Origin of the sequence: Pseudonocardia sp. (genome assembly GCF_029263155.1) — a bacterium.
Classification (GTDB): Bacteria; Actinomycetota; Actinomycetes; order Mycobacteriales; family Pseudonocardiaceae; genus Pseudonocardia.
Map to the genome: position 1 here is coordinate 19,465 of NZ_JAJCYB010000009.1, position 16,807 is coordinate 36,271.

Consider the following 16,807-nt stretch of genomic DNA (forward strand, 5'->3'; position numbering starts at 1 on the left):
GGCGCGTGCGGTTCCTCCTGCGTCCGGGCTGGGTGGCCCTCATCGTGGCCGTCGTCGCGTTCGTCGTCGCCTGCTACACGTTCCTGGCACCGTGGCAGTTCGGCCGGGAGGCGCAGCGCGCGGCGCAGCAGCAGGCGATCGACGCCGCCACGGACCAGCCTCCGGTGCCGCTGGCGTCGCTGAGCGAGCCCGGGGCCGGGGTGTCGCCGGAGATCGAGTGGCGCCAGGTCGAGGTCACCGGCCGCTACCTGCCCGACGCGCAGGGCCTCGTGCGGCTGCGCGTCGTCGACGGGCGCCCCGCCGTCGAGGTGCTCACCCCGTTCCGCACCACCGACGGGCGGCTGCTCACCGTGGACCGCGGCACGGTCGAGACCCCCAGCGGCGCCGTCACCCCGGACATCGCCCCGCCGCCCACCGAACCGGTGACGATCACCGCGCGGCTGCGCGTCGACCAGACCGACCCGGAGCAGCGGGTCCTCACCGAGGCCGGCTACCAGCAGCTCTACGCCGTCGACTCCCGATTGCTGGGCACCGCGACCGGCCTGGACCTGGAGCCGGGCTGGCTGCAGCTCGCGGCCGGGGAGCCCGGTGTGCTCGGCGCGATCCCGGTCGCGCCGGACGCAGGCGGCGCCCCGTTCACGAACCTGTCCTACGCGCTGCAGTGGATCACTTTCGGGGTGATCGCCCTGCTCGCGCTGGGCTACTTCATCCGCCTGGAGCTGCTGCAGCGTCGGGGCCCGGCGCAACGCTCCGACCTGCGCAGGGCCCTGGCCGGAGACGACGAGTGAACTCGGCGCCCCGCACACGGCCGGGCGGTCGCCGGGCGCGCTGATCGACGTCGACGACCCGACCCCCACAGCTGATCACGGCCGCGCGGCGGCGAGCGCCGCGGCGACGAGCGCGGCTGCCGCCCCCACCAGGCGCGACAGCCGCGCCGCCCGCCGCAGGTCCCCCGGCGTCGGGGCGGGGCCGCGGCCCAGGCGCGGGCGCTCCTCCAGCCCGTGCGCGTACACCGTCCGCCCGCCGAGCCCGACGCCCAGCGCCCCGGCCGCGGCGGCCTCGACCGGCCCCGCGTTCGGGCTGGGGTGCGCCCGCGCGTCCCGGCGCCACGCCGCCAGCGCGGCCCGGGGGGAGCCGCCGACCGCCGGGGCCAGCGCCGCGAACAGCAGCGCGGCCAGCCGGGAGGGCACCAGGTTCGCGAGGTCGTCCAGCCGCGCGGACGCCCAGCCGAACCGCAGGTGGCGCGGCGACCGGTAGCCCACCATCGCGTCCAGCGTGTTCACCGCCCGGTAGGCCAGCAGCCCCGGCACGCCCGCGACCGCGCCCCAGAACAGGGGCGCCACCACGGCGTCGGAGGTGTTCTCGGCCATCGACTCGGTGCCGGCCCTGGCCATCCCGGCGGCGTCGAGCGAGTCCGGGTCGCGCCCGCACAACGACGGCAGCCGCCGCCGGGCCGCCACGAGCTCGCCGGCGGCGAGCTCGTCGGCGAGCGACGCCCCGTGCCCGGCCAGCGAGGCGCCGCCGAGCACGGCCCAGGTGGCCGCGGCCGTCACCAGCACCCGGGGGCCGGCGCGCTCGGCGAGCGCGCCGAGCGCTGCCGCGCCCCCGACCAGCACCGCCGCGTGGACGACGCCCGCCGCCCGACGATCGGCGTGGATGCGCCGCTCCAGTCCGGCTGCGATCAGGCCGAACCCGGCGACCGGATGCCCGCGCCGGGGATCGCCGAACACCGCGTCGGCGAGGAAACCCAGCAGCAGCCCCGCCGCCCGTGCCCGCACCCGGGCGACGCTACGCCACGCACCCGCCCCCGCCCGGGGTGTGCCGCGGACCGCGGCGTCCGCTGATCACCGTCTCGGCAACCGGAGCCGCCGCCACGGCGCCTCCCGCTTTCCGAGCGATCGATCATGGCCCGGGCCGGGCGCGGGGGACGGGCGCGCGCGATGATCGGTGCATGCGCACCGATCTCGATCCCGACGACCTGGGCGCCCGCCCCTTCTACAAGCTGCTGACCTCCGTCGTCGTCCCACGGCCGATCGCCTGGGTGAGCAGCCGCTCGGCCGCCGGCGTGGACAATCTCGCGCCGCACTCGTTCTTCACGGTCTCCTGCGTGGACCCGCCGATGGTGCAGTTCACCAGCGTCGGGGTGAAGGACTCGCTGACCAACGTGCGCGAGACCGGCGAGTTCGTCGTGTGCCTGGCGACCGAGCCGCTCTTCGAGCAGGTCAACGCGTCGGGCACGGACTTCCCGGCCGGCGTGAGCGAGTTCTCCGCAGTGGGCCTGACGCCCGAGCCGAGCCGGTGCGTGGCGCCGCCGCGGGTGGCGGAGTCTCCGGTGGCGCTGGAGTGCCGCCTGGAGCAGGCGCTGACGCTGGGCGACTCGACCGTGGTGATCGGCCGGGTCGTGCACGCCGCCGTGGACACCGACGTGTTCGACGGCGACGCGCACGACGGCGGGCTGCCGGCGATCGGCCGGCTGCGGCCCCTGGCCCGGCTGGGCCGCGACGAGTGGTCCACGATCGGCGAGGTGCGCGAGATCACCCGGATCCGGCACGCCGAGTGGCCCGGGCACTTCGCGAGGGAGCGCTACTCCCCGCCGACCGCCTGACCCAGCCGCAGCGCGTGCAGTCGCTGCGCCTCGGCCGCCACCGAGTGCAGGCTGCACGGCCAGCGGGCCCCCGACCCACCGGCCGTGCGGCAGGCCGCACAGCGCCCGAGCCGGTCGGGGACGTGCGCGGCCAGCAGCCGCCGCCACACGCCGGGCATGCCGGCCAGCTCGCCCGCCATCGGACCCTGCCCCACCGGTTCGCTGCCTGTGGACGCCACGATGCTCACGTTCCCCCGTTCGCCGGCGTCGAGCAGGATGTTCGACCGCCGTCGCGTGGGTCGCCGAACGGTCGAGATCCCGCGGTCGCCGACACTGTCGTGCACGACCTTGCCGTGACAGCCTCCTCCGGACCGCCGGTCGGCGCCAAGCGCTAGAGGGTGAACTCTCCGGACGGCGTGGCGTCCGCGTCGGCGTGGATGTCGTTCTCCCGGCCCCGCAGCTCGACCCGCCGGATCTTCCCGGAGATCGTCTTGGGCAGCTCGGCGAACTCCAGGCGGCGGATCCGCTTGTAGGGGGCGAGGTTGTCGCGGGCGAACTCCAGGATCGAGCGCGCGGTCTCCTCGGTGGGCTCGTGCCCGGCGGCGAGCACGACGTAGGCCTTCGGGACGGCGAGGCGCACCGGGTCCGGCGACGGCACGATCGCCGCCTCGGCCACGGCCGGGTGCTCGATCAGCACGCTCTCGAGCTCGAACGGGCTGATCCGGTAGTCCGAGGCCTTGAACACGTCGTCCGCGCGGCCCACGTAGGTGATGTAGCCGTCCGCGTCGCGGGAGCCGACGTCACCGGTGTGGTAATAGCCGCCCGCCATCGCCTCCGCGTTGCGCTCGGCGTCGCCCGCGTAGCCGACCATCAGGCCCAGCGGGCGCCGGGCGAGGTCGATGCAGATCTCGCCCTCCTCGACCCCGGCCTCGCCGGTCGCCGGGTCGACCAGGACGATCGGGTAGCCGGGGATCGGGCGCCCCATCGAGCCGGGCTTGACGGCCTGGCCGGGCGGGTTGCCGATCTGCACGGTGGACTCGGTCTGCCCGAACCCGTCACGGATCCGCACACCCCACGCCTTCTCGATCTGCTCGATCACCTCGGGGTTGAGTGGCTCCCCGGCGCCGACGACCTTGCGCGGTGGGGTCTCCAGTCCGGACAGGTCGGCCTGGATCAGCATGCGCCAGACGGTGGGCGGGGCGCAGAAGCTGGTGACGCCGCACCGGTCCAGCACGGCGAGCACCGAGGCCGCGTCGAACTTCGCGTAGTTCATGACGAGCACGCAGGACTCGGCGATCCACGGCGCGAACACGTTGCTCCACGCGTGCTTGGCCCAGCCCGGCGAGGAGATGTTGAGGTGCACGTCACCGGGTTCGAGCCCGATCCAGTACATCGTCGAGAGGTGACCGACGGGGTAGGACGCGTGGGTGTGCTCGACGAGCTTGGGCTTCGCGGTGGTGCCGGAGGTGAAGTAGAGCAGCAGCGTGTCGGAGCCGCGGGTGACCCCGTCGGGGGTGAACTCGGCGGGCGCCGACGCCGCATCGGCGTAGTCCAGCCACCCCTGCGGGGCGCCGCGCACCGCGATCCGCGTGTAGTCGCCGTCGACGTCGTCGAACTTGCCCGCGTCCGCCCCGCCGACGACGACGTGCTTCGCGCCGCCCCGGTCGATGCGGTCGCGCAGGTCGCTGGCGTGCAGCAGCGTGGTCGCCGGGATGACCACGGCGCCGAGCTTCATCGCCGCCAGCATCGTCTCCCACAGCTCGACCTGGTTGCCGAGCATGAGGATGATCCGGTCGCCGCGGGCCACGCCGTGCCCGCGCAGCCAGTTCGCCACCCGGTTCGAGCGCTCGGCGAGCTCGGCGAAGGTCCAGTGCGCGTCGCTGCCGTCGCCCTCGACGATCCACAGGGCCCGCTTCGCGCCGCGCTCCGGATCGGCGGCGACGGCGTCGATGTGGTCGAGCGCGAAGTTGAACTCCTCGATCCGCGGCCAGGTGAAGTCGCGGTACGCGGTGTCGTAGTCCTCGCGATGGGCCCACAGGTACTCGCGGGCCGCGTAGAAGGCCTGTGCCGACTCGTTCATGTTCCCACCTCGTCCTCGCCGCTCTGCTCGCCCCGCACCCTAGTGATCGGCGGTCCGGCGACTCACCCCCGGACGGAGACACATCCGCACCCCCGCCACCCGGACGTGCCGCGCGGCACGCGCCCGGGGTGCGCCCGGCCGCCGCTAGCGTCGCCGCCGTGATCGCGCACCGCTCGCCGGCCGCCCTGCTCGCCGCCGTGCTCGTCGGGGTCGGACTGCTCGGTGGGTGCGCCGCACCGGCCCCGGCCCCGCCCACCGTCGCCCCGGCAGCCCCGCAGCCCGCCGCGGTCGCCCTGCCCTGGCCGACCGGGCGGAGCGGGGAGCTGCAGCGCAGCGTCGACGAGGGGGCGCAGCCGTGGCTGCTCGACCCCTCAGAGGTGGCGCTCGCCTACGGCGCCGCCGCGTACGACTGGGCCGCCGCGCAGGCCGTCGCCTCCGCCGACGGGACCACGGTCGACCTCACCGGCCCCGACGGCACGCGCCGCACCCTCACCCTGGCCCAGCCCGCCACCGCCGGGCCGGCCGGCATCTGGGTCGTCACGGCCGACGCCCCCACCCCCTGACCGCCTGACCCCGACTCGCGCGCACGCACGCCCCGACTCGCGCAGATCCCGCGCGAGTCGGGGTCTCCGTGCGCGCGAGTCGCGGGCTCCGTGCGACCAGGTCGTGACGTTCTGTCCGCATGGGCCGCCCGATCGCGGCATCGCTCACTTGTTCGGGTGAACAGGGCCCGGAAGTGCAGCGTTCCGGGCCCGGCAGGCGATCTGCTTCATGACACCCGCCGCAGCAGCGGCGCCGACCCGATCCCACAGGGGGCCACCATGGACGCCGAGGCCAGCACCGACTCGGTCCAGCAGGACATGTTCACCGTGCTGCACGGCCAGCCCGCACCCGTCGTGACGCGGTGGAGCTACCGGAGCGAGGACCCGTTCGCGATCACCCTGGCCGTCCGGACCAGGCAGGACCGGTGGGTCGAGTGGCTGGTCGCCCGCGACCTGGTGCGCGAGGCGCTCGACGCCGCCGCCGGCGAGGGCGACATCCGGATGAGCCCGCAGGTCGTGCAGGGCTACGACATCGTCGAGATCGAGATCCGCTCCACCGACGGCCGGGCCGTGCTCGAGGTCGACCGCGACCTGCTGCGCCACTTCGTCGACTCCACCGCCGAGCTGGTCGCGTTCGGTGACGAGCCCACCCGGATGGACCTGGACGGGGAGATCGCCAAGCTCACGGCGAGCGCGGGCTGAGCGCGGGGTCCTCGGGCGACCCGCCGCGGTAGCGCTGCGCGTAGCGCCGCTCCGCCGCCTGCCTGGCCGGCGCGTTCCGCCGCTCCCGCACGGCCTCGGCCTCCCCGCGGGCGAAGCCCGCCTTGACCGCCCGGTGCTCGGTGGTCATGGGGACGAACGACGCCGCGTACACCAGGCCGACCAGTGCCCCACCGAGCACCGCGGCCAGCCGCACCCACAGCTCCCCGGGCACCAGCAGCACCAGCACCACCCCGACCGGCACCAGCTGCACGACCGCACGCACCATCTGGCGCAGCGCCCACGTCCTCGTCGTGACGTCGTGCAGCACCCACGCGCGGTACCGGGCGGGCAACCCACCCCCCATCGCGTACCAGAGCCACCGCAGCGGTCCCGGCCGTCGCAGGTCTGACGTCATGGCCCCATGGTCCTCCCATCGGGCCGCCGGCACACCTCAGCGCGGGGTGTCGGTCCCCACGTCCGCACGCCCGGAGGCGGCCGCGGCCGCCCCGCCCGCGTCGCGCGCCCCGTCCAGCACCGACGCGGCGTCGGTCTCCGCGTCGTGGCGGGCCGCCGTGCTGCGGCGGGCCGCGTCGATCTCGGCGTCCAGCTCGGGATCGGCCAGCTGGGGGTCGTCGACGACCGACGGCTCGCCGTCGGCCGGGGTCTGCGCGTCGACGTCGTGCACGGCCGCCTCCTCCGCCGACGCCGCGCCGCCGTCGACACCCACCTCGGCGCCGCTCGCGCTCAGCCGCCCGGAGCGGTCCGGGTCGGGCGCGCCCTCCTCGGAGCGCTCGCGCGCCAGCCGCTCGTCGAGCGTGTCGGGGACGCCGTCCTCGTCGAGCGCGTAGGGCCGGTCCGGCGGGACGTACCCGGCGTCGAGCGCGTCGGCCCCACCCGCCGGGCCGTCGAGGGTGTCGGCGCTGTCGAGCTGGACGGCCGCGCCCAGGTCGGGGGCATCGGGCTGGGTGTCGTCGTGCGTGGCCATGCCGGGGTCGTACCCGCACCCGGGCGCACCCACACCCGCGCCCGGTGTGTTCTGATCCTCCCGCCGGCAGGGAGGAGGGCCGATCGATGTCGCGTACCCGGGACTCGGCCGCCACCCGCCGTGCCCTGCTCGCCGCCGCCCGGGAGCTGTTCGCGGCCCAGGGCTACGAGGGCACCACCGTGCGGGCGGTCGCCGACCGGGCCGGGGTGAACCAGGCGCTGCTGTTCCGCTACTTCGGCAACAAGGAGGCGCTGTTCGCCGAGGCCGCCACGGAGCTGGCGCTGGCCCCGCTGCGCGCCGGTCCGCCGGAGACGCTGCTGGAGCGGATCCTCACGGCACTGCTCGACGACTCCCCCGGCGCCGGGATGTTCTTCGCGGTGCTGCGCTCGGGCGGGCGGCCCGCCGAGGCGGTACGCGAGCAGCTGGGCGCGGCCTACTCGGAGGCGTTCGCGTCCCTCGCGGGCACCGACGACCCCGCCGACGCCGCCGTCCGCGCCGACCTGCTGCTGGCCTGGCTGCTCGGGATCGCGCAGCTGCGCAGCGTCCTGCGGGCCGGCCCGCTGCTGCACGCCGACGACGCCGCCGTGACCGCGCACGTGCTGCGCGCCGCCCGCTCGCTGCTCGCCGGGCCGGCCGCGCGGGAGCCGGGGCTCAGCCGGTGACCAGCGGTGCCCCGGTGAGCGCCATGCTGCGCGCCCACAGGTGCGTGCGGTCGCCGTCGTCCTCGCGGGTCCACGGGACGTAGTGCTGCGGACGGGGACGGCGGTCGTGCCAGAAGCGGCCCCGCCCGGCGACCGCGGTGGGCGCCGCCGCCAGCCAGACGGTGGTGTCGGCGCCCTCCTCCGCGGTGCGCAGGACCGGCCCGAGCAGCGTCCCGAAGCGCGGCAGCGAGCGGGTGAGGCCGGGCGTGGCGGCCCACCCGGGGTGCACGGCGTGGGCGTCGACACCGTGGTCGGCCCAGAGCCGGGCGAGCACGACCTGCATCCGCTTGGTGCGCGCGTAGGCGGTGGTGCCGTTGTAGGGCACCGGTTCGTCCCAGGTCAGCCGCTGGGCGTACATGCCGCCGGAGGAGACGAACAGCACCCGGCCCCCGTTCCCCGCGAGCAGCGCGGTGAGCAGGAACGGGCCGAGGACGTGGGTGGCCAGGGCCAGCTCGTGCCCGTCGGCGGTGACGGTGCGCCGCGCGGGCAGCACCCCCGCGTTGTGCACGAGCACGTCCGGGGAGAGCGCGGCGAGCCCGGGGGCGGCGCGGCGGACGTCGGCGAGGTCGGCGACGTCGCAGCGCGCCACGTGCACCTCGGCGCCCGGGACCTGCACCCGCAGCTGCTCCGCGGCGCGGGCGCCGCGCACCTCGTCGCGCACGACCAGGTGCACGGCAGCACCGAGCCGGGCCAGCCCGGTGGCGGTCGCCAGGCCCAGCCCGGCGCTGCCGCCGGTGACGACGGCGACCTTGCCGCGCAACGCGTCCGGCTCCGGATCGGCCTGCGCACCCGACCAGGTCACCGACCGCGCGAGGTACCCGAGGCGGGAGTAGCCCGGCGCGACGGTGCGGTCCAGCAGGGTGTCGAGCACGCGCGTGAGCATGCGCCCAGCCTGTCACGAGGTCCGGGTGCAGCAGACCTCCGATGCGACACTGCGGACGTTCAGCGTCAGTGATGCCGCATCGCCAACCCCTCAGCCCAGCGCGCGGACCAGGTCGACGGCCCGGCCGAGCGTCTCCAGTCGCGCGTCGCGCGTGCCGCCCGCCGGGTAGAGCCGGACGGTGGTGACGCCCGCGGCGCGCCAGTCGGCCAGCCGCGCGCGCACCCCGTCCTCGGTGCCCAGCAGGGTCGTGCCCAGCACCATGGCGTCGTCGACGGCGTCGGCCGCACCGGCGCGGTCCCCGGCCAGCCACAGCGCGCGGACCCGGTCGGCACGCTCGCCCCAGCCCTGGCGGCGGTAGGCGTCGAAGTAGAAGTTGGCGGCCGCGGTGCCCATGCCACCGAGGCTGAACGCGATGCCCGGCCTGCGCGCAGCGACCATCGCGGCCAGCTCACCCTCGTCGGCGGCGAAGGCGACCTCGGCGCCCTGGCACAGGTCCAGGTCGGCGAGCGTGCGCCCGGCCGCGGCGGCGCCCGCCCGCAGCGGGTCGAGGTAGGCGGCGGCCCCCTCGGGCACGAACGAGGTGCCCAGCCAGCCGTCCGCGACCTCGCCGGTCAGCGCGAGCATCCGGGGCGACAGCGTCGCGAGATAGACGGGGATGTCGGGGTTCGGGACGGTGGAGGTCCGCATCGGTCGCCCGTCGCCGCCGGGCAGCGGGATGCGCACGTGCCGGCCGTCGTGGACGACCTTCTCCCCCGCGAACACCGACCGGATCACCGCGACGGTCTCCCGGGTGCGCCCGAGCGGGTGCGCGAACGGCACCCCGTGCAGGCCCTCGATCACCTGCGGCCCGGAGCTGCCCAGCCCGAGCAGGAACCGGCCGCCGGACATGTCGGCCAGCGTCAGCGCGGTCTGCGCCAGCAGCACCGGGCTGCGGGTGCCGACCTGCAACACTCCGGACCCGAGCACCATCCGGGACGTCCGAGCGGCGAGGTAACCCAGCGCGGACGGCGCGTCGGAGCCCCACGCCTCGGCGACCCAGCAGACGTCGACCCCGATCCGCTCGGCCTCCACGGCGAAGTCGACGGTCTCGCGCCACGGAGCCCCGGACGCCTCGACGGTGGTGGCCGTCCTCATGCCCGCTCGGCCAGCTCCTTGATCGCGGCGAGGTTGGCGTCGATCCCGGCCTGCCACTCCCGCAGCCGTGCCGCGACGATGCGCTCCTCCTTCTCCGGCATCGCCGCGATGATCCCGGTCAGGTTGGACGGGCCGGGCCCCATCCGCGCCCACTGCCGCAGCTCGGTGCCGCCCTCGCGCGGCGTCAGCTCGAAGTGCCAGCTCGCGGTGGGCGACGCGGGGTCCTCGACGTCCCACGCGAACACCCGCGGCGGGTCGCACGCCACGACCCGCGACGTGGTGGTCCACTCGCCGGCCTGCGGGTGCCGGTTGCGCCCGCGGAAGGCGCGGCCGACGGCGGGTCCCTGCGCGTCGCCGAGCCAGGACACCTCCTGCAGCTCGGGGCTGATGGTGGCGATCAGGTGGATGTCGCTGACCAGCGGCCAGACCCGCTGCGGCGGGGCGGCCACGTGCACGGTGGCCTCCGCGGTCGGTCCATCGGCGTACTTCATCTCGGCGCCCCCGAACAGTTGGGTATCGCCACGCAACCTAGTAGGTCAGGGGCTCGACGTGCACCCGAACCGATCGGCCGTCCACCGACACCCACCCCTCGTCGACGGCGCGGGCGGTCATCCCGTCCCAGCGCCGCTCCCAGTCGGGCGCGGTCGCGACGAGCTTGGCGCGCGACCGCAGCACCGCCAGGTCCAGCCACACCGCACCGTCCGGGGCGAGCTCGCCCGCGCCGGTGTCGTAGAGGGCGCGGCGCAGCGCGTCACCGTCGAGCGCGGTGACCAGGTGGAGGCGGGTGCAGTCGTCGGCGTCCTGGACGACGGCGCCGTCGGCGTCGAGGTTCACGTACATGCGACGATCCTGTCAGGAGACCTCCGGCGGCCCGAACAGGCCGCCGTCCTTCGGCGTCGCGACGACGACGGCCGACTCCAACGCGGTGACGGCATCGAGCCACGCCGCGCCCGTGGTGAGCTCGTGCAACGCGTCCACCGACGGCACGGCGACCTCGAGGAGCAGCGGCCGGTCCCCGCTGACGCACGACGCCCGAAGCACCCACGGCTCGCGGGCCACCGCCGCCGCCACCGCCGGCACGTCCCGCGGGGCGGCGGCGGCGCGTAGGACGGCACGCAGCCCGAAGCCCAGCCGCGCCGGGTCGACGACCACCCGGATCCGCAGCCGCCCGTCCCGGCGCAGCCGGTCGATCCGGCGGGGCACCGCGGTGCGGGAGAGCCCGGTGGCGTCGGCCAGCTCGGCGTCGCCGCGGCGGCCGTCGAGCGACAGCGCGGTGAGCAGCATCCGGTCGGCGCGCCCCAGGTCCTTGCGCTCCCCGAACGGTGCGTGCCCCGGCGGGGGCAGGTACTCGGTGAGGGCGTCGCACTCGTCGGCACCGAGCAGTCCGGGGCGCCACTCGTCGGCCGTGCGGACGTAGCGCAGCACGGTGGCCGCGGACGCCTCGACGAGCCCGGGCAGCCGCGGCAGCTCGTCGCCCACCAGCCGCGCGAGCCGGTCGGGCGGGCAACCGATCTCGGCCATCGCCCCGGCGGGCCCGGTGAGCAGGTGCGCGTAGCGGGTGTCGCGGCGCCGGGCCAGCGCGAGCGCGGCGACCCGTTCCTGGCCCGGATCGCTGCGCAGCGCCACCACGGTGCCCGCCTCCGGGGCCGGGACCCCGATGACCTGCACGATCCCGCAGCCCAGCAGCCGCTGACCGCGCCGGGCGACGGCACCCACGGGCTCGTCGAGCACGGGGGCGATGCGGTCCCACGCGAGCCGGCCGTCGACCTGCAGTGCCCCGACGATGCGCCGGTCGAGCGCATCGAGGGTGCCCTTCACCGTGCGCACCCGCCGTTCCCTCGGCCGACACCCGCGCGCCGGTCCCCGTCCACGTGAGGCGACAGTATGACCGGGTCCCCGCGGCGCGGCGGCCGGTGCGGCATGATCGGCGCCTGCGGGACCTGAGCTGCACATCCGCAGCCCATGTCCCGATCTCACCGATCACGGCGGGTCAGGCGGGCCGGCCGACCCCGAGGTGGCGCAGCAGGTTGGCGGAGAACCGGTCGCCCATCCGCTGCATCGTCGCCCGCATGATCCCGGTGACGGCCGGGGCCGCGAGCCGCGACAGCGGCAGGTCCACGTGCAGCGTGAGGCTGATCGCGAGGTGCGTGCCGGCGTCCACGTCGGACAGCACGTAGTTGCCCTCGGCCCCGGTGCGTTCGGTGACCCCGGCGGGCGGCTCGTGGGTGTAGTCGATGCGGCGTCGCTCGGTGAACCGCATGCGCTCGGTGAACACCGGGCTGATGCCGATGCCGAGCACGGAGAGGTTCACGAGGTGCCAGCGCCAGAGGTCGCCGTCGGTCTCGATCTTCCGCAGCAGCGGGGTCAGCTCCGGAAGCAGCACCGGATCGGTCAGGACCGCCCAGATCTCGGCACGCCCGGCCGCGACGACGGCCTCGGACTCGGTGGTCGCGGAGAAGCTGGTCATGCCGCGAGTCTTCCCGCCCGCGGTGCGGCCCGCATTCCGGCACCCCTCTAGGCTGGCCGGATGCCGCGGTATCGGATCTCGGAGGTCGCCGGGCTGCTCGGTGTCAGCGACGACACCGTGCGGCGATGGGTCGACTCCGGCACCCTGCCCGTCGAGCGGGACGCCTCGAACCGCAAGGTCATCGACGGGGTCGCGCTGGCGGCGTTCACGCGCGAGATCGCACACACCGTGCCCGATCCGTCCGGAGTGCAGCGCTCGGCCCGCAACCGGCTCGTGGGGCTCGTCACCTCGGTGCTCGCCGACAAGGTGATGGCACAGGTCGAGGTGCAGTGCGGCCCGCACCGCGTGGTGTCGCTGATGAGCACCGAGGCGGTGCGCGAGCTGGGCCTGGAGCCCGGCGTGCTGGCCGTCGCAGTGATCAAGTCGACGAACGTCGTGGTCGAGACCCCCGGACGGCCCGGCGGCGCGTAGCCCCACCACGTACCCCGACGAGGTGGGACGCCCGGCCGCGAGGATCGTACGAGAGTCCCACTCGTCGCGGCGGGTGGCGCCGGTCGGACCCTGCACGGCACGATGGGCCCACTGGTGTCCACGAAGGAGCGGGCGTGGTCGGACGCACGGCGGCGCGGGTCCTGGTCGTCGACGACGACGAGCGGGTGCGCACCGTCGTGTCCTGGCAGCTGGAGGCCGACGGGTTCGCCGTCAGCCACGCCCGCGACGGTGCGGGCGCGCTGGACCGCATCGCGGCCGACCGGCCCGATCTCGTGGTGCTGGACCTGTCGATGCCCGGTCTCGGCGGCCTGGACGTGCTGCGGCGCGTGCGCCAGGACGAGCAGCGGGGCTGCGGCACCACGACCCCGCTGCCGGTGATCGTGCTGTCCGGGCGCAGCGGCGAGACCGACCGCATCGTCGGCCTCGACCTGGGCGCGGACGACTACCTCGTCAAGCCCTTCTCCCCCGGCGAGCTGGCCGCGCGGGTGCGCTCGGTGCTGCGCCGCTCCGGCTCCCCGGGAGCCGCCGCGCCCGCCGGGGCCGGTGGGCTCGTCGTCGACCCGGCCACCCGCGAGGTGCGCTGCGACGGCGTGCCGGTCACGCTGACGGCGCGCGAGTTCGACCTGCTCGCGTTCCTCGTCCACCATCCCCGCCAGGTGTTCACCCGCGCCCAGCTGCTGCAGCAGGTGTGGCACAGCGAGCCGGAGTGGAAGGGCGAGGCCACGGTCACCGAGCACGTGCACCGGCTCCGACACAAGATCGAGGCCGACCCGGCGCGGCCGCGGCGGCTGCGCACCGTGCGCGGCGTCGGCTACCAGCTGGAGCCGTGATGCGATGACCGCCCTCTCCGGCCCGCTCCTGTCCGGGCCCGTCGTCGACATCGACCACGCCGACAGCCTCGGCGTGCTCCGCCGCCAGACCACGGTCCTGGAGCTGATCGCCGCCGGCACTCCGCTGCCCGACGTGCTGGGCGCCGTCACCGCCTCGATCGAGGAACTCATCCCCGACAGCCGGTGCTCGGTGCTGCTGCTCGACGCCACCGCCGGAACGCTGCACCACGGCGCCGCGCCGACGTTGCCCGTCGAGTACTCCGCCGCGATCGACGGCCTGCACATCGCCGCCGACGCGGGGTCGTGCGGGGCGGCCGCATTCCTCGACACCGAGGTCGTCGCCGAGGACATCACCAGCGACCCGCGGTGGGACCGCTACCGCACCCTCGCCGTGCCGCACGGCCTGCGCGCCTGCTGGTCGAGCCCGATCCGCGGGCACACCGCGGCCGCCTCCGCCGCGGTGCTCGGCACGTTCGCCGTCTACCACGACGCACCGCACCTGCCCACGCCCCGCGAGCAGCGGCTCGTCGAGCGGTTCACGCACCTCGCGTCCGTCGCGATCGAGCACGCCCGCCTCTACGGGGAGCTCGCCGACAGCGAGGAGCGGTTCCGCCGCGCGTTCGAGGACAACGCCGTCGGCATGGCCCTGACCGGCCTCGACGGGCGGTTCGGCCGCGTCAACCGGTCGTTGCAGGAGATGCTCGGCCGCTCCGAGGCCGACCTGCTCGCCGCCGACGTCGAGTCGCTGCTGCACCCCGAGGCCGACGCGGGCGCCGCGGACCCGCTGCGCCGCCTGGGACGCGGCGAGCGCGACTCCGTGCAGTTCGAGACCACCCTCGCCCAGCCCGACGGCACCGCGGTCCGCACCGCCGTCACCGCGTCGGTGGTGCGCGCCGCCGACGGGAACCCGGTGTACGTGTCGATGAACGTCCTCGACGTCACCGCGCGGCGGGCCTCCGAGCGCGACCGTCGGGCCCGCCGCGACGCCGAGCTGGCCCGCGGGGTCGCGGAGTCGGCGAGCCGGGCCAAGTCGGAGTTCCTGTCGGCGCTGAGCCACGAGATGCGCACGCCGCTGCAGGCGATCACCGGGTTCACCGAGCTGCTCGGCACCCTCGACCTGCCCGAGGATCGCCGCAGCGCCGCGCTCGGCCACATCTCCGGCGCCTGCTCCCACATCCTGGCCCTGGTCGACGACGTGCTCGACATCGCGCGGATCGAGGCCGGCGCGCTGCCCCTGACGCGGGCCGACATCCCGCTCGACGAGCTGGTGCGCGAGGTCGTCGACCTGCTGGCACCCGTCGCCGACGAGCGCGCGATCACCCTCGACCACCGGCCCACCGAGCTCGCGGTGCGGGCCGACCGGCGGCGCCTGCGCCAGGTGCTGCTCAACCTCGTCGCCAACGGGGTGCGCTACAACCGCACCGGCGGCTGGGTGCGCGTCACCGTCGAGGCGGACGGGCCGCACGTCGCGATCCGGGTGGCGGACTCGGGCCCGGGGATCGCCCCGGACCTGCTCGACCGGCTCTTCGTGCCATTCGACCGCCTCGGCGAGCAGGAGGGCCCAGGCACGGGGCTCGGCATGGCCCTGGCCCGCGGCCTGGCCGAGGCGATGGACGGCGCGCTGTCGGTGCACAGCTGTCCCGGTGAGGGCACGACGATGGAGGTCCGGCTCCCCGCCGCCCCCGGCTGAGCGGGTCGCCTGCCCTGGTGGAGCTGGCCGCCGACTCCGGGATGCAGCCCCTGGGCTGGTCGGTCGATCCGCGGGACTGGAGACGCCCCGGTGCCACCGCGATCGTCGAGGCCGTCCAGCGCGAGGTACGACCGGGCGCGGTGATCCTGCTCCACGACTGGCGCGGCCTGCGCGACCAGACCGTCGAGGCGCTGGAGCGGCTGCTGCCGTGGCTCGTGGAGCGCGGCAACACGTTCGGCTTCCCCACGCGGTGACGCTGCCACCGTCCGCAACCGCGGCTACCGTGCCAGGGATGGCCCGACTCGTCCGAGATATCATGACCACCCGTGCCGTCACCGTGCGTGCCGACGAGACGATGGCCGCTGCCGTGGAGCGGATGACCCGCTTCGGGTTCAGTGCCCTGCCGGTCGTCACCGCATCGTTCCGGCTCGTCGGCATGGTGAGCCTGCTCGACGTGCTGCGCTGTCGCGAGGCGCACCAGGCCGAGGGTGTGCAGGCCGACGAGCACATCCCCGTCGGGGAGATCATGAACCCGGAGGTGGTCTCGATGCCGGCCACGGCGAACGCCGGCGCGGCGGCCCGGCGGATGCGCAGCCACGGTGAGCTGCGGGTGCTGCCGGTGGTACAGGGCAGCAAGCTCGTCGGGGTGATCACCCGTAGTGATCTGCTGCGCCATCGCGACGGGCGGGCCCGCGGACGGCCGACCGGGTTGCGGCGGCTGCTCGGCGGGGGCCGCGAGCGGGCCGAGGACGACGCGCTGTTCGCGCTCGCCCGCACCCGCCGCACCGGTCCCGCGCTGCCCGCCACCACGGGCGTGTCCGAGGTGATGACCCGGGAGGTCGACACCGTTCGCGCCGGCGACCACGTCGCCGTGGCCGCCGAGGTGATGCTGCAGCGCCGGCACACCGCGCTGCCCGTCGTCGACGGGGACCGGCTCGTCGGCATCCTCAGCGAGGCCGACATCCTGGCCGACCCGCTCGCCGGCCGCTCGGCCCACGCGACCGTCGGCTCGGTCATGACGCGCACCCCCGTCACCATGGACGTGGGAGCGACGCTGGGGCAGGCGCGGGCGGTGGTCGCCGATCACGGCCTGCGCACCGTGCCGGTGGTCGACGGGGGGCGGCTCGTCGGGGTGCTCAGCCGGAGCGACCTGGTCTGATCCGGTTACGCAGGCAGCACTTCGGATGATCTTCAGATCGGGTCGTTGGTCTTGAGCAGCGTGTGGCCGGGATCCGCGAGCCCGGTCCACAGGTGCCGGAACCGCCGCGTCGCGGCGACGGCATCGACGAGATCCGTGTGACCGATCTGGCCCTCGCCGACCGCGTCACGGACGGTCTCCCGCAACGCAGGCCGGTCACCGGGACTCCAGGCCGTCGTGCGTGCGCCGGCCGGGCAGCCACCACTGTCGACCGGTGGCACGGAGAGCCAGGTAGACCCCAGCATCCTCGGTCACCGCGTGGTGCATCATCGCCGCGCAGACGATCGACGCCCGCATCGCGGCTCTGGGTTCGGCGACCTCCCAGCGGTTCAGGTGAACCCGTTTCCGGGGTGGTCGGCTTCTTCCGACCCGCGACCGGGGCCCGCCCGCCGGGTCGGGCGGGCCGGGTTCGGGCGTGTCGGCGGCCTCCCAGCGGTTCAGGTGAACCGTTCCGTGCCGGGTGGTGTGGTGGTCGGCTTCTACCGATGTGCTGCCGCGCCGATTCCGTTCCTCGGCGCT

General features: G+C 75.5%; 23 protein-coding genes. 10 read left to right on the forward strand and 13 right to left on the reverse strand.

The features are described 5' to 3' along the window. Nucleotides 1–5: 5 nt before the first annotated feature. Entirely contained in the window at nt 6–788 is a 783-nt protein-coding gene (locus Q1K26_RS01260; RefSeq protein ID WP_300007173.1) for an SURF1 family cytochrome oxidase biogenesis protein, read from the forward strand. Nucleotides 789–863: 75 nt separating this feature from the next. Here Q1K26_RS01260 and Q1K26_RS01265 read toward each other — a convergent pair whose 3' ends face one another. Next, nucleotides 864–1,778, reverse strand: a complete 915-nt coding sequence (locus Q1K26_RS01265) for a cobalamin biosynthesis protein (RefSeq protein ID WP_300007175.1) — start codon at nt 1,776–1,778, stop codon at nt 864–866. Nucleotides 1,779–1,951: 173 nt separating this feature from the next. On the opposite strand from Q1K26_RS01265, the gene Q1K26_RS01270 reads away from it, so the two are divergent. Next, on the forward strand, nt 1,952–2,605 hold the full coding sequence (locus Q1K26_RS01270) for a flavin reductase family protein (protein ID WP_300007177.1): 654 nt from the start codon (nt 1,952–1,954) through the stop codon (nt 2,603–2,605). Here Q1K26_RS01270 and Q1K26_RS01275 read toward each other — a convergent pair. Continuing rightward, nucleotides 2,584–2,823: a hypothetical protein gene (locus tag Q1K26_RS01275; protein WP_300007179.1), complete on the reverse strand. Its 240-nt coding sequence runs from the start codon at nt 2,821–2,823 to the stop codon at nt 2,584–2,586. The two genes, Q1K26_RS01270 and Q1K26_RS01275, sit on opposite strands and share 22 nt — an antisense overlap. Nucleotides 2,824–2,975: 152 nt before the next feature. Further along, entirely contained in the window at nt 2,976–4,664 is a 1,689-nt protein-coding gene (locus tag Q1K26_RS01280; RefSeq protein WP_300007181.1) for an AMP-binding protein, read from the reverse strand. 158 nt (nt 4,665–4,822) lie between these two features. Between Q1K26_RS01280 and Q1K26_RS01285 the strand changes: the two genes are divergently transcribed. Together Q1K26_RS01285 and Q1K26_RS01290 are read left to right on the forward strand one after the other, a co-directional pair. Further along, nucleotides 4,823–5,227: a hypothetical protein gene (locus tag Q1K26_RS01285; protein WP_300007183.1), complete on the forward strand. Its 405-nt coding sequence runs from the start codon at nt 4,823–4,825 to the stop codon at nt 5,225–5,227. 258 nt (nt 5,228–5,485) lie between these two features. Continuing rightward, nucleotides 5,486–5,908: an SsgA family sporulation/cell division regulator gene (locus tag Q1K26_RS01290; RefSeq protein WP_300007185.1), complete on the forward strand. Its 423-nt coding sequence runs from the start codon at nt 5,486–5,488 to the stop codon at nt 5,906–5,908. Here Q1K26_RS01290 and Q1K26_RS01295 read toward each other — a convergent pair. Continuing rightward, on the reverse strand, nt 5,889–6,323 hold the full coding sequence (locus tag Q1K26_RS01295; protein ID WP_300007187.1) for a DUF5313 family protein: 435 nt from the start codon (nt 6,321–6,323) through the stop codon (nt 5,889–5,891). The genes Q1K26_RS01290 and Q1K26_RS01295 overlap by 20 nt on opposite strands. Nucleotides 6,324–6,359: 36 nt before the next feature. After that, on the reverse strand, nt 6,360–6,893 hold the full coding sequence (locus tag Q1K26_RS01300) for a hypothetical protein (RefSeq protein ID WP_300007189.1): 534 nt from the start codon (nt 6,891–6,893) through the stop codon (nt 6,360–6,362). 86 nt (nt 6,894–6,979) lie between these two features. Here Q1K26_RS01300 and Q1K26_RS01305 point away from each other — a divergent pair, with 86 nt between their 5' ends. Further along, on the forward strand, nt 6,980–7,555 hold the full coding sequence (locus tag Q1K26_RS01305) for a TetR/AcrR family transcriptional regulator (protein WP_300007191.1): 576 nt from the start codon (nt 6,980–6,982) through the stop codon (nt 7,553–7,555). On the opposite strand, the gene Q1K26_RS01310 is transcribed toward Q1K26_RS01305, so the two are convergent. From Q1K26_RS01310 to Q1K26_RS01335, 6 genes are all read right to left on the reverse strand, one after another. Next, nucleotides 7,545–8,477, reverse strand: a complete 933-nt coding sequence (locus Q1K26_RS01310) for an SDR family NAD(P)-dependent oxidoreductase (RefSeq protein ID WP_300007193.1) — start codon at nt 8,475–8,477, stop codon at nt 7,545–7,547. The two genes, Q1K26_RS01305 and Q1K26_RS01310, sit on opposite strands and share 11 nt — an antisense overlap. Nucleotides 8,478–8,567: 90 nt before the next feature. Next, nucleotides 8,568–9,611, reverse strand: coding sequence for an LLM class flavin-dependent oxidoreductase (locus tag Q1K26_RS01315; protein ID WP_300007194.1), 1,044 nt, complete (start codon nt 9,609–9,611; stop codon nt 8,568–8,570). Further along, nucleotides 9,608–10,102 (reverse strand): SRPBCC family protein, encoded by a 495-nt coding sequence (locus Q1K26_RS01320; protein WP_300007196.1) that lies wholly within the window; start codon nt 10,100–10,102, stop codon nt 9,608–9,610. Before Q1K26_RS01320 ends, Q1K26_RS01315 begins: the two co-directional genes overlap by 4 nt. Before the next feature lie 37 nt (nt 10,103–10,139). After that, the gene (locus tag Q1K26_RS01325) at nt 10,140–10,451 is read right to left on the reverse strand and encodes a hypothetical protein (RefSeq protein ID WP_300007198.1); all 312 of its coding nucleotides are present in this window, start codon (nt 10,449–10,451) and stop codon (nt 10,140–10,142) included. A gap of 12 nt (nt 10,452–10,463) precedes the next feature. Beyond that, a complete protein-coding gene (locus Q1K26_RS01330; protein ID WP_300007200.1) occupies nt 10,464–11,438 on the reverse strand; it encodes an Lrp/AsnC family transcriptional regulator in 975 nt (324 codons plus the stop codon). A gap of 163 nt (nt 11,439–11,601) precedes the next feature. Then, on the reverse strand, nt 11,602–12,078 hold the full coding sequence (locus Q1K26_RS01335; protein ID WP_300007202.1) for an SRPBCC family protein: 477 nt from the start codon (nt 12,076–12,078) through the stop codon (nt 11,602–11,604). Nucleotides 12,079–12,138: 60 nt separating this feature from the next. On the opposite strand from Q1K26_RS01335, the gene Q1K26_RS01340 reads away from it, so the two are divergent. From Q1K26_RS01340 to Q1K26_RS01360, 5 genes are all read left to right on the forward strand, one after another. Then, nucleotides 12,139–12,549 carry a helix-turn-helix transcriptional regulator gene (locus tag Q1K26_RS01340; RefSeq protein ID WP_300007204.1) on the forward strand — a complete coding sequence of 137 codons (411 nt, stop codon included), beginning with the start codon at nt 12,139–12,141 and terminating at the stop codon, nt 12,547–12,549. Nucleotides 12,550–12,683: 134 nt separating this feature from the next. After that, a complete protein-coding gene (locus Q1K26_RS01345; RefSeq protein WP_300007206.1) occupies nt 12,684–13,400 on the forward strand; it encodes a response regulator transcription factor in 717 nt (238 codons plus the stop codon). 4 nt (nt 13,401–13,404) lie between these two features. Then, a complete protein-coding gene (locus Q1K26_RS01350) occupies nt 13,405–15,090 on the forward strand; it encodes an ATP-binding protein (protein ID WP_300007208.1) in 1,686 nt (561 codons plus the stop codon). Nucleotides 15,091–15,107: 17 nt separating this feature from the next. Next, the gene (locus Q1K26_RS01355) at nt 15,108–15,344 is read left to right on the forward strand and encodes a hypothetical protein (RefSeq protein ID WP_300007210.1); all 237 of its coding nucleotides are present in this window, start codon (nt 15,108–15,110) and stop codon (nt 15,342–15,344) included. A gap of 38 nt (nt 15,345–15,382) precedes the next feature. Further along, nucleotides 15,383–16,249 (forward strand): CBS domain-containing protein, encoded by an 867-nt coding sequence (locus tag Q1K26_RS01360; RefSeq protein ID WP_300007212.1) that lies wholly within the window; start codon nt 15,383–15,385, stop codon nt 16,247–16,249. 32 nt (nt 16,250–16,281) lie between these two features. On the opposite strand, the gene Q1K26_RS01365 is transcribed toward Q1K26_RS01360, so the two are convergent. After that, nucleotides 16,282–16,434 (reverse strand): hypothetical protein, encoded by a 153-nt coding sequence (locus Q1K26_RS01365; RefSeq protein ID WP_300007214.1) that lies wholly within the window; start codon nt 16,432–16,434, stop codon nt 16,282–16,284. Between the two features lie 10 nt (nt 16,435–16,444). Then, the coding region (locus tag Q1K26_RS01370; protein WP_300007216.1) for a hypothetical protein at nt 16,445–16,807 on the reverse strand (363 nt) is incomplete at its 5' end.

Coding starts and splice junctions, on each gene's coding strand:
- Q1K26_RS01335 (WP_300007202.1), bottom strand. CDS start 12,078: ATGACCAGCTTCTCCGCGACCACCGAGTCCGAGGCCGTCGTCGCGGCC.
- Q1K26_RS01300 (WP_300007189.1), bottom strand. CDS start 6,893: ATGGCCACGCACGACGACACCCAGCCCGATGCCCCCGACCTGGGCGCG.
- Q1K26_RS01320 (WP_300007196.1), bottom strand. CDS start 10,102: ATGAAGTACGCCGATGGACCGACCGCGGAGGCCACCGTGCACGTGGCC.
- Q1K26_RS01295 (WP_300007187.1), bottom strand. CDS start 6,323: ATGACGTCAGACCTGCGACGGCCGGGACCGCTGCGGTGGCTCTGGTAC.
- Q1K26_RS01270 (WP_300007177.1), top strand. CDS start 1,952: ATGCGCACCGATCTCGATCCCGACGACCTGGGCGCCCGCCCCTTCTAC.
- Q1K26_RS01310 (WP_300007193.1), bottom strand. CDS start 8,477: ATGCTCACGCGCGTGCTCGACACCCTGCTGGACCGCACCGTCGCGCCG.
- Q1K26_RS01340 (WP_300007204.1), top strand. CDS start 12,139: ATGCCGCGGTATCGGATCTCGGAGGTCGCCGGGCTGCTCGGTGTCAGC.
- Q1K26_RS01360 (WP_300007212.1), top strand. CDS start 15,383: ATGGCCCGACTCGTCCGAGATATCATGACCACCCGTGCCGTCACCGTG.
- Q1K26_RS01305 (WP_300007191.1), top strand. CDS start 6,980: ATGTCGCGTACCCGGGACTCGGCCGCCACCCGCCGTGCCCTGCTCGCC.
- Q1K26_RS01290 (WP_300007185.1), top strand. CDS start 5,486: ATGGACGCCGAGGCCAGCACCGACTCGGTCCAGCAGGACATGTTCACC.
- Q1K26_RS01325 (WP_300007198.1), bottom strand. CDS start 10,451: ATGTACGTGAACCTCGACGCCGACGGCGCCGTCGTCCAGGACGCCGAC.
- Q1K26_RS01280 (WP_300007181.1), bottom strand. CDS start 4,664: ATGAACGAGTCGGCACAGGCCTTCTACGCGGCCCGCGAGTACCTGTGG.
- Q1K26_RS01315 (WP_300007194.1), bottom strand. CDS start 9,611: ATGAGGACGGCCACCACCGTCGAGGCGTCCGGGGCTCCGTGGCGCGAG.
- Q1K26_RS01350 (WP_300007208.1), top strand. CDS start 13,405: ATGACCGCCCTCTCCGGCCCGCTCCTGTCCGGGCCCGTCGTCGACATC.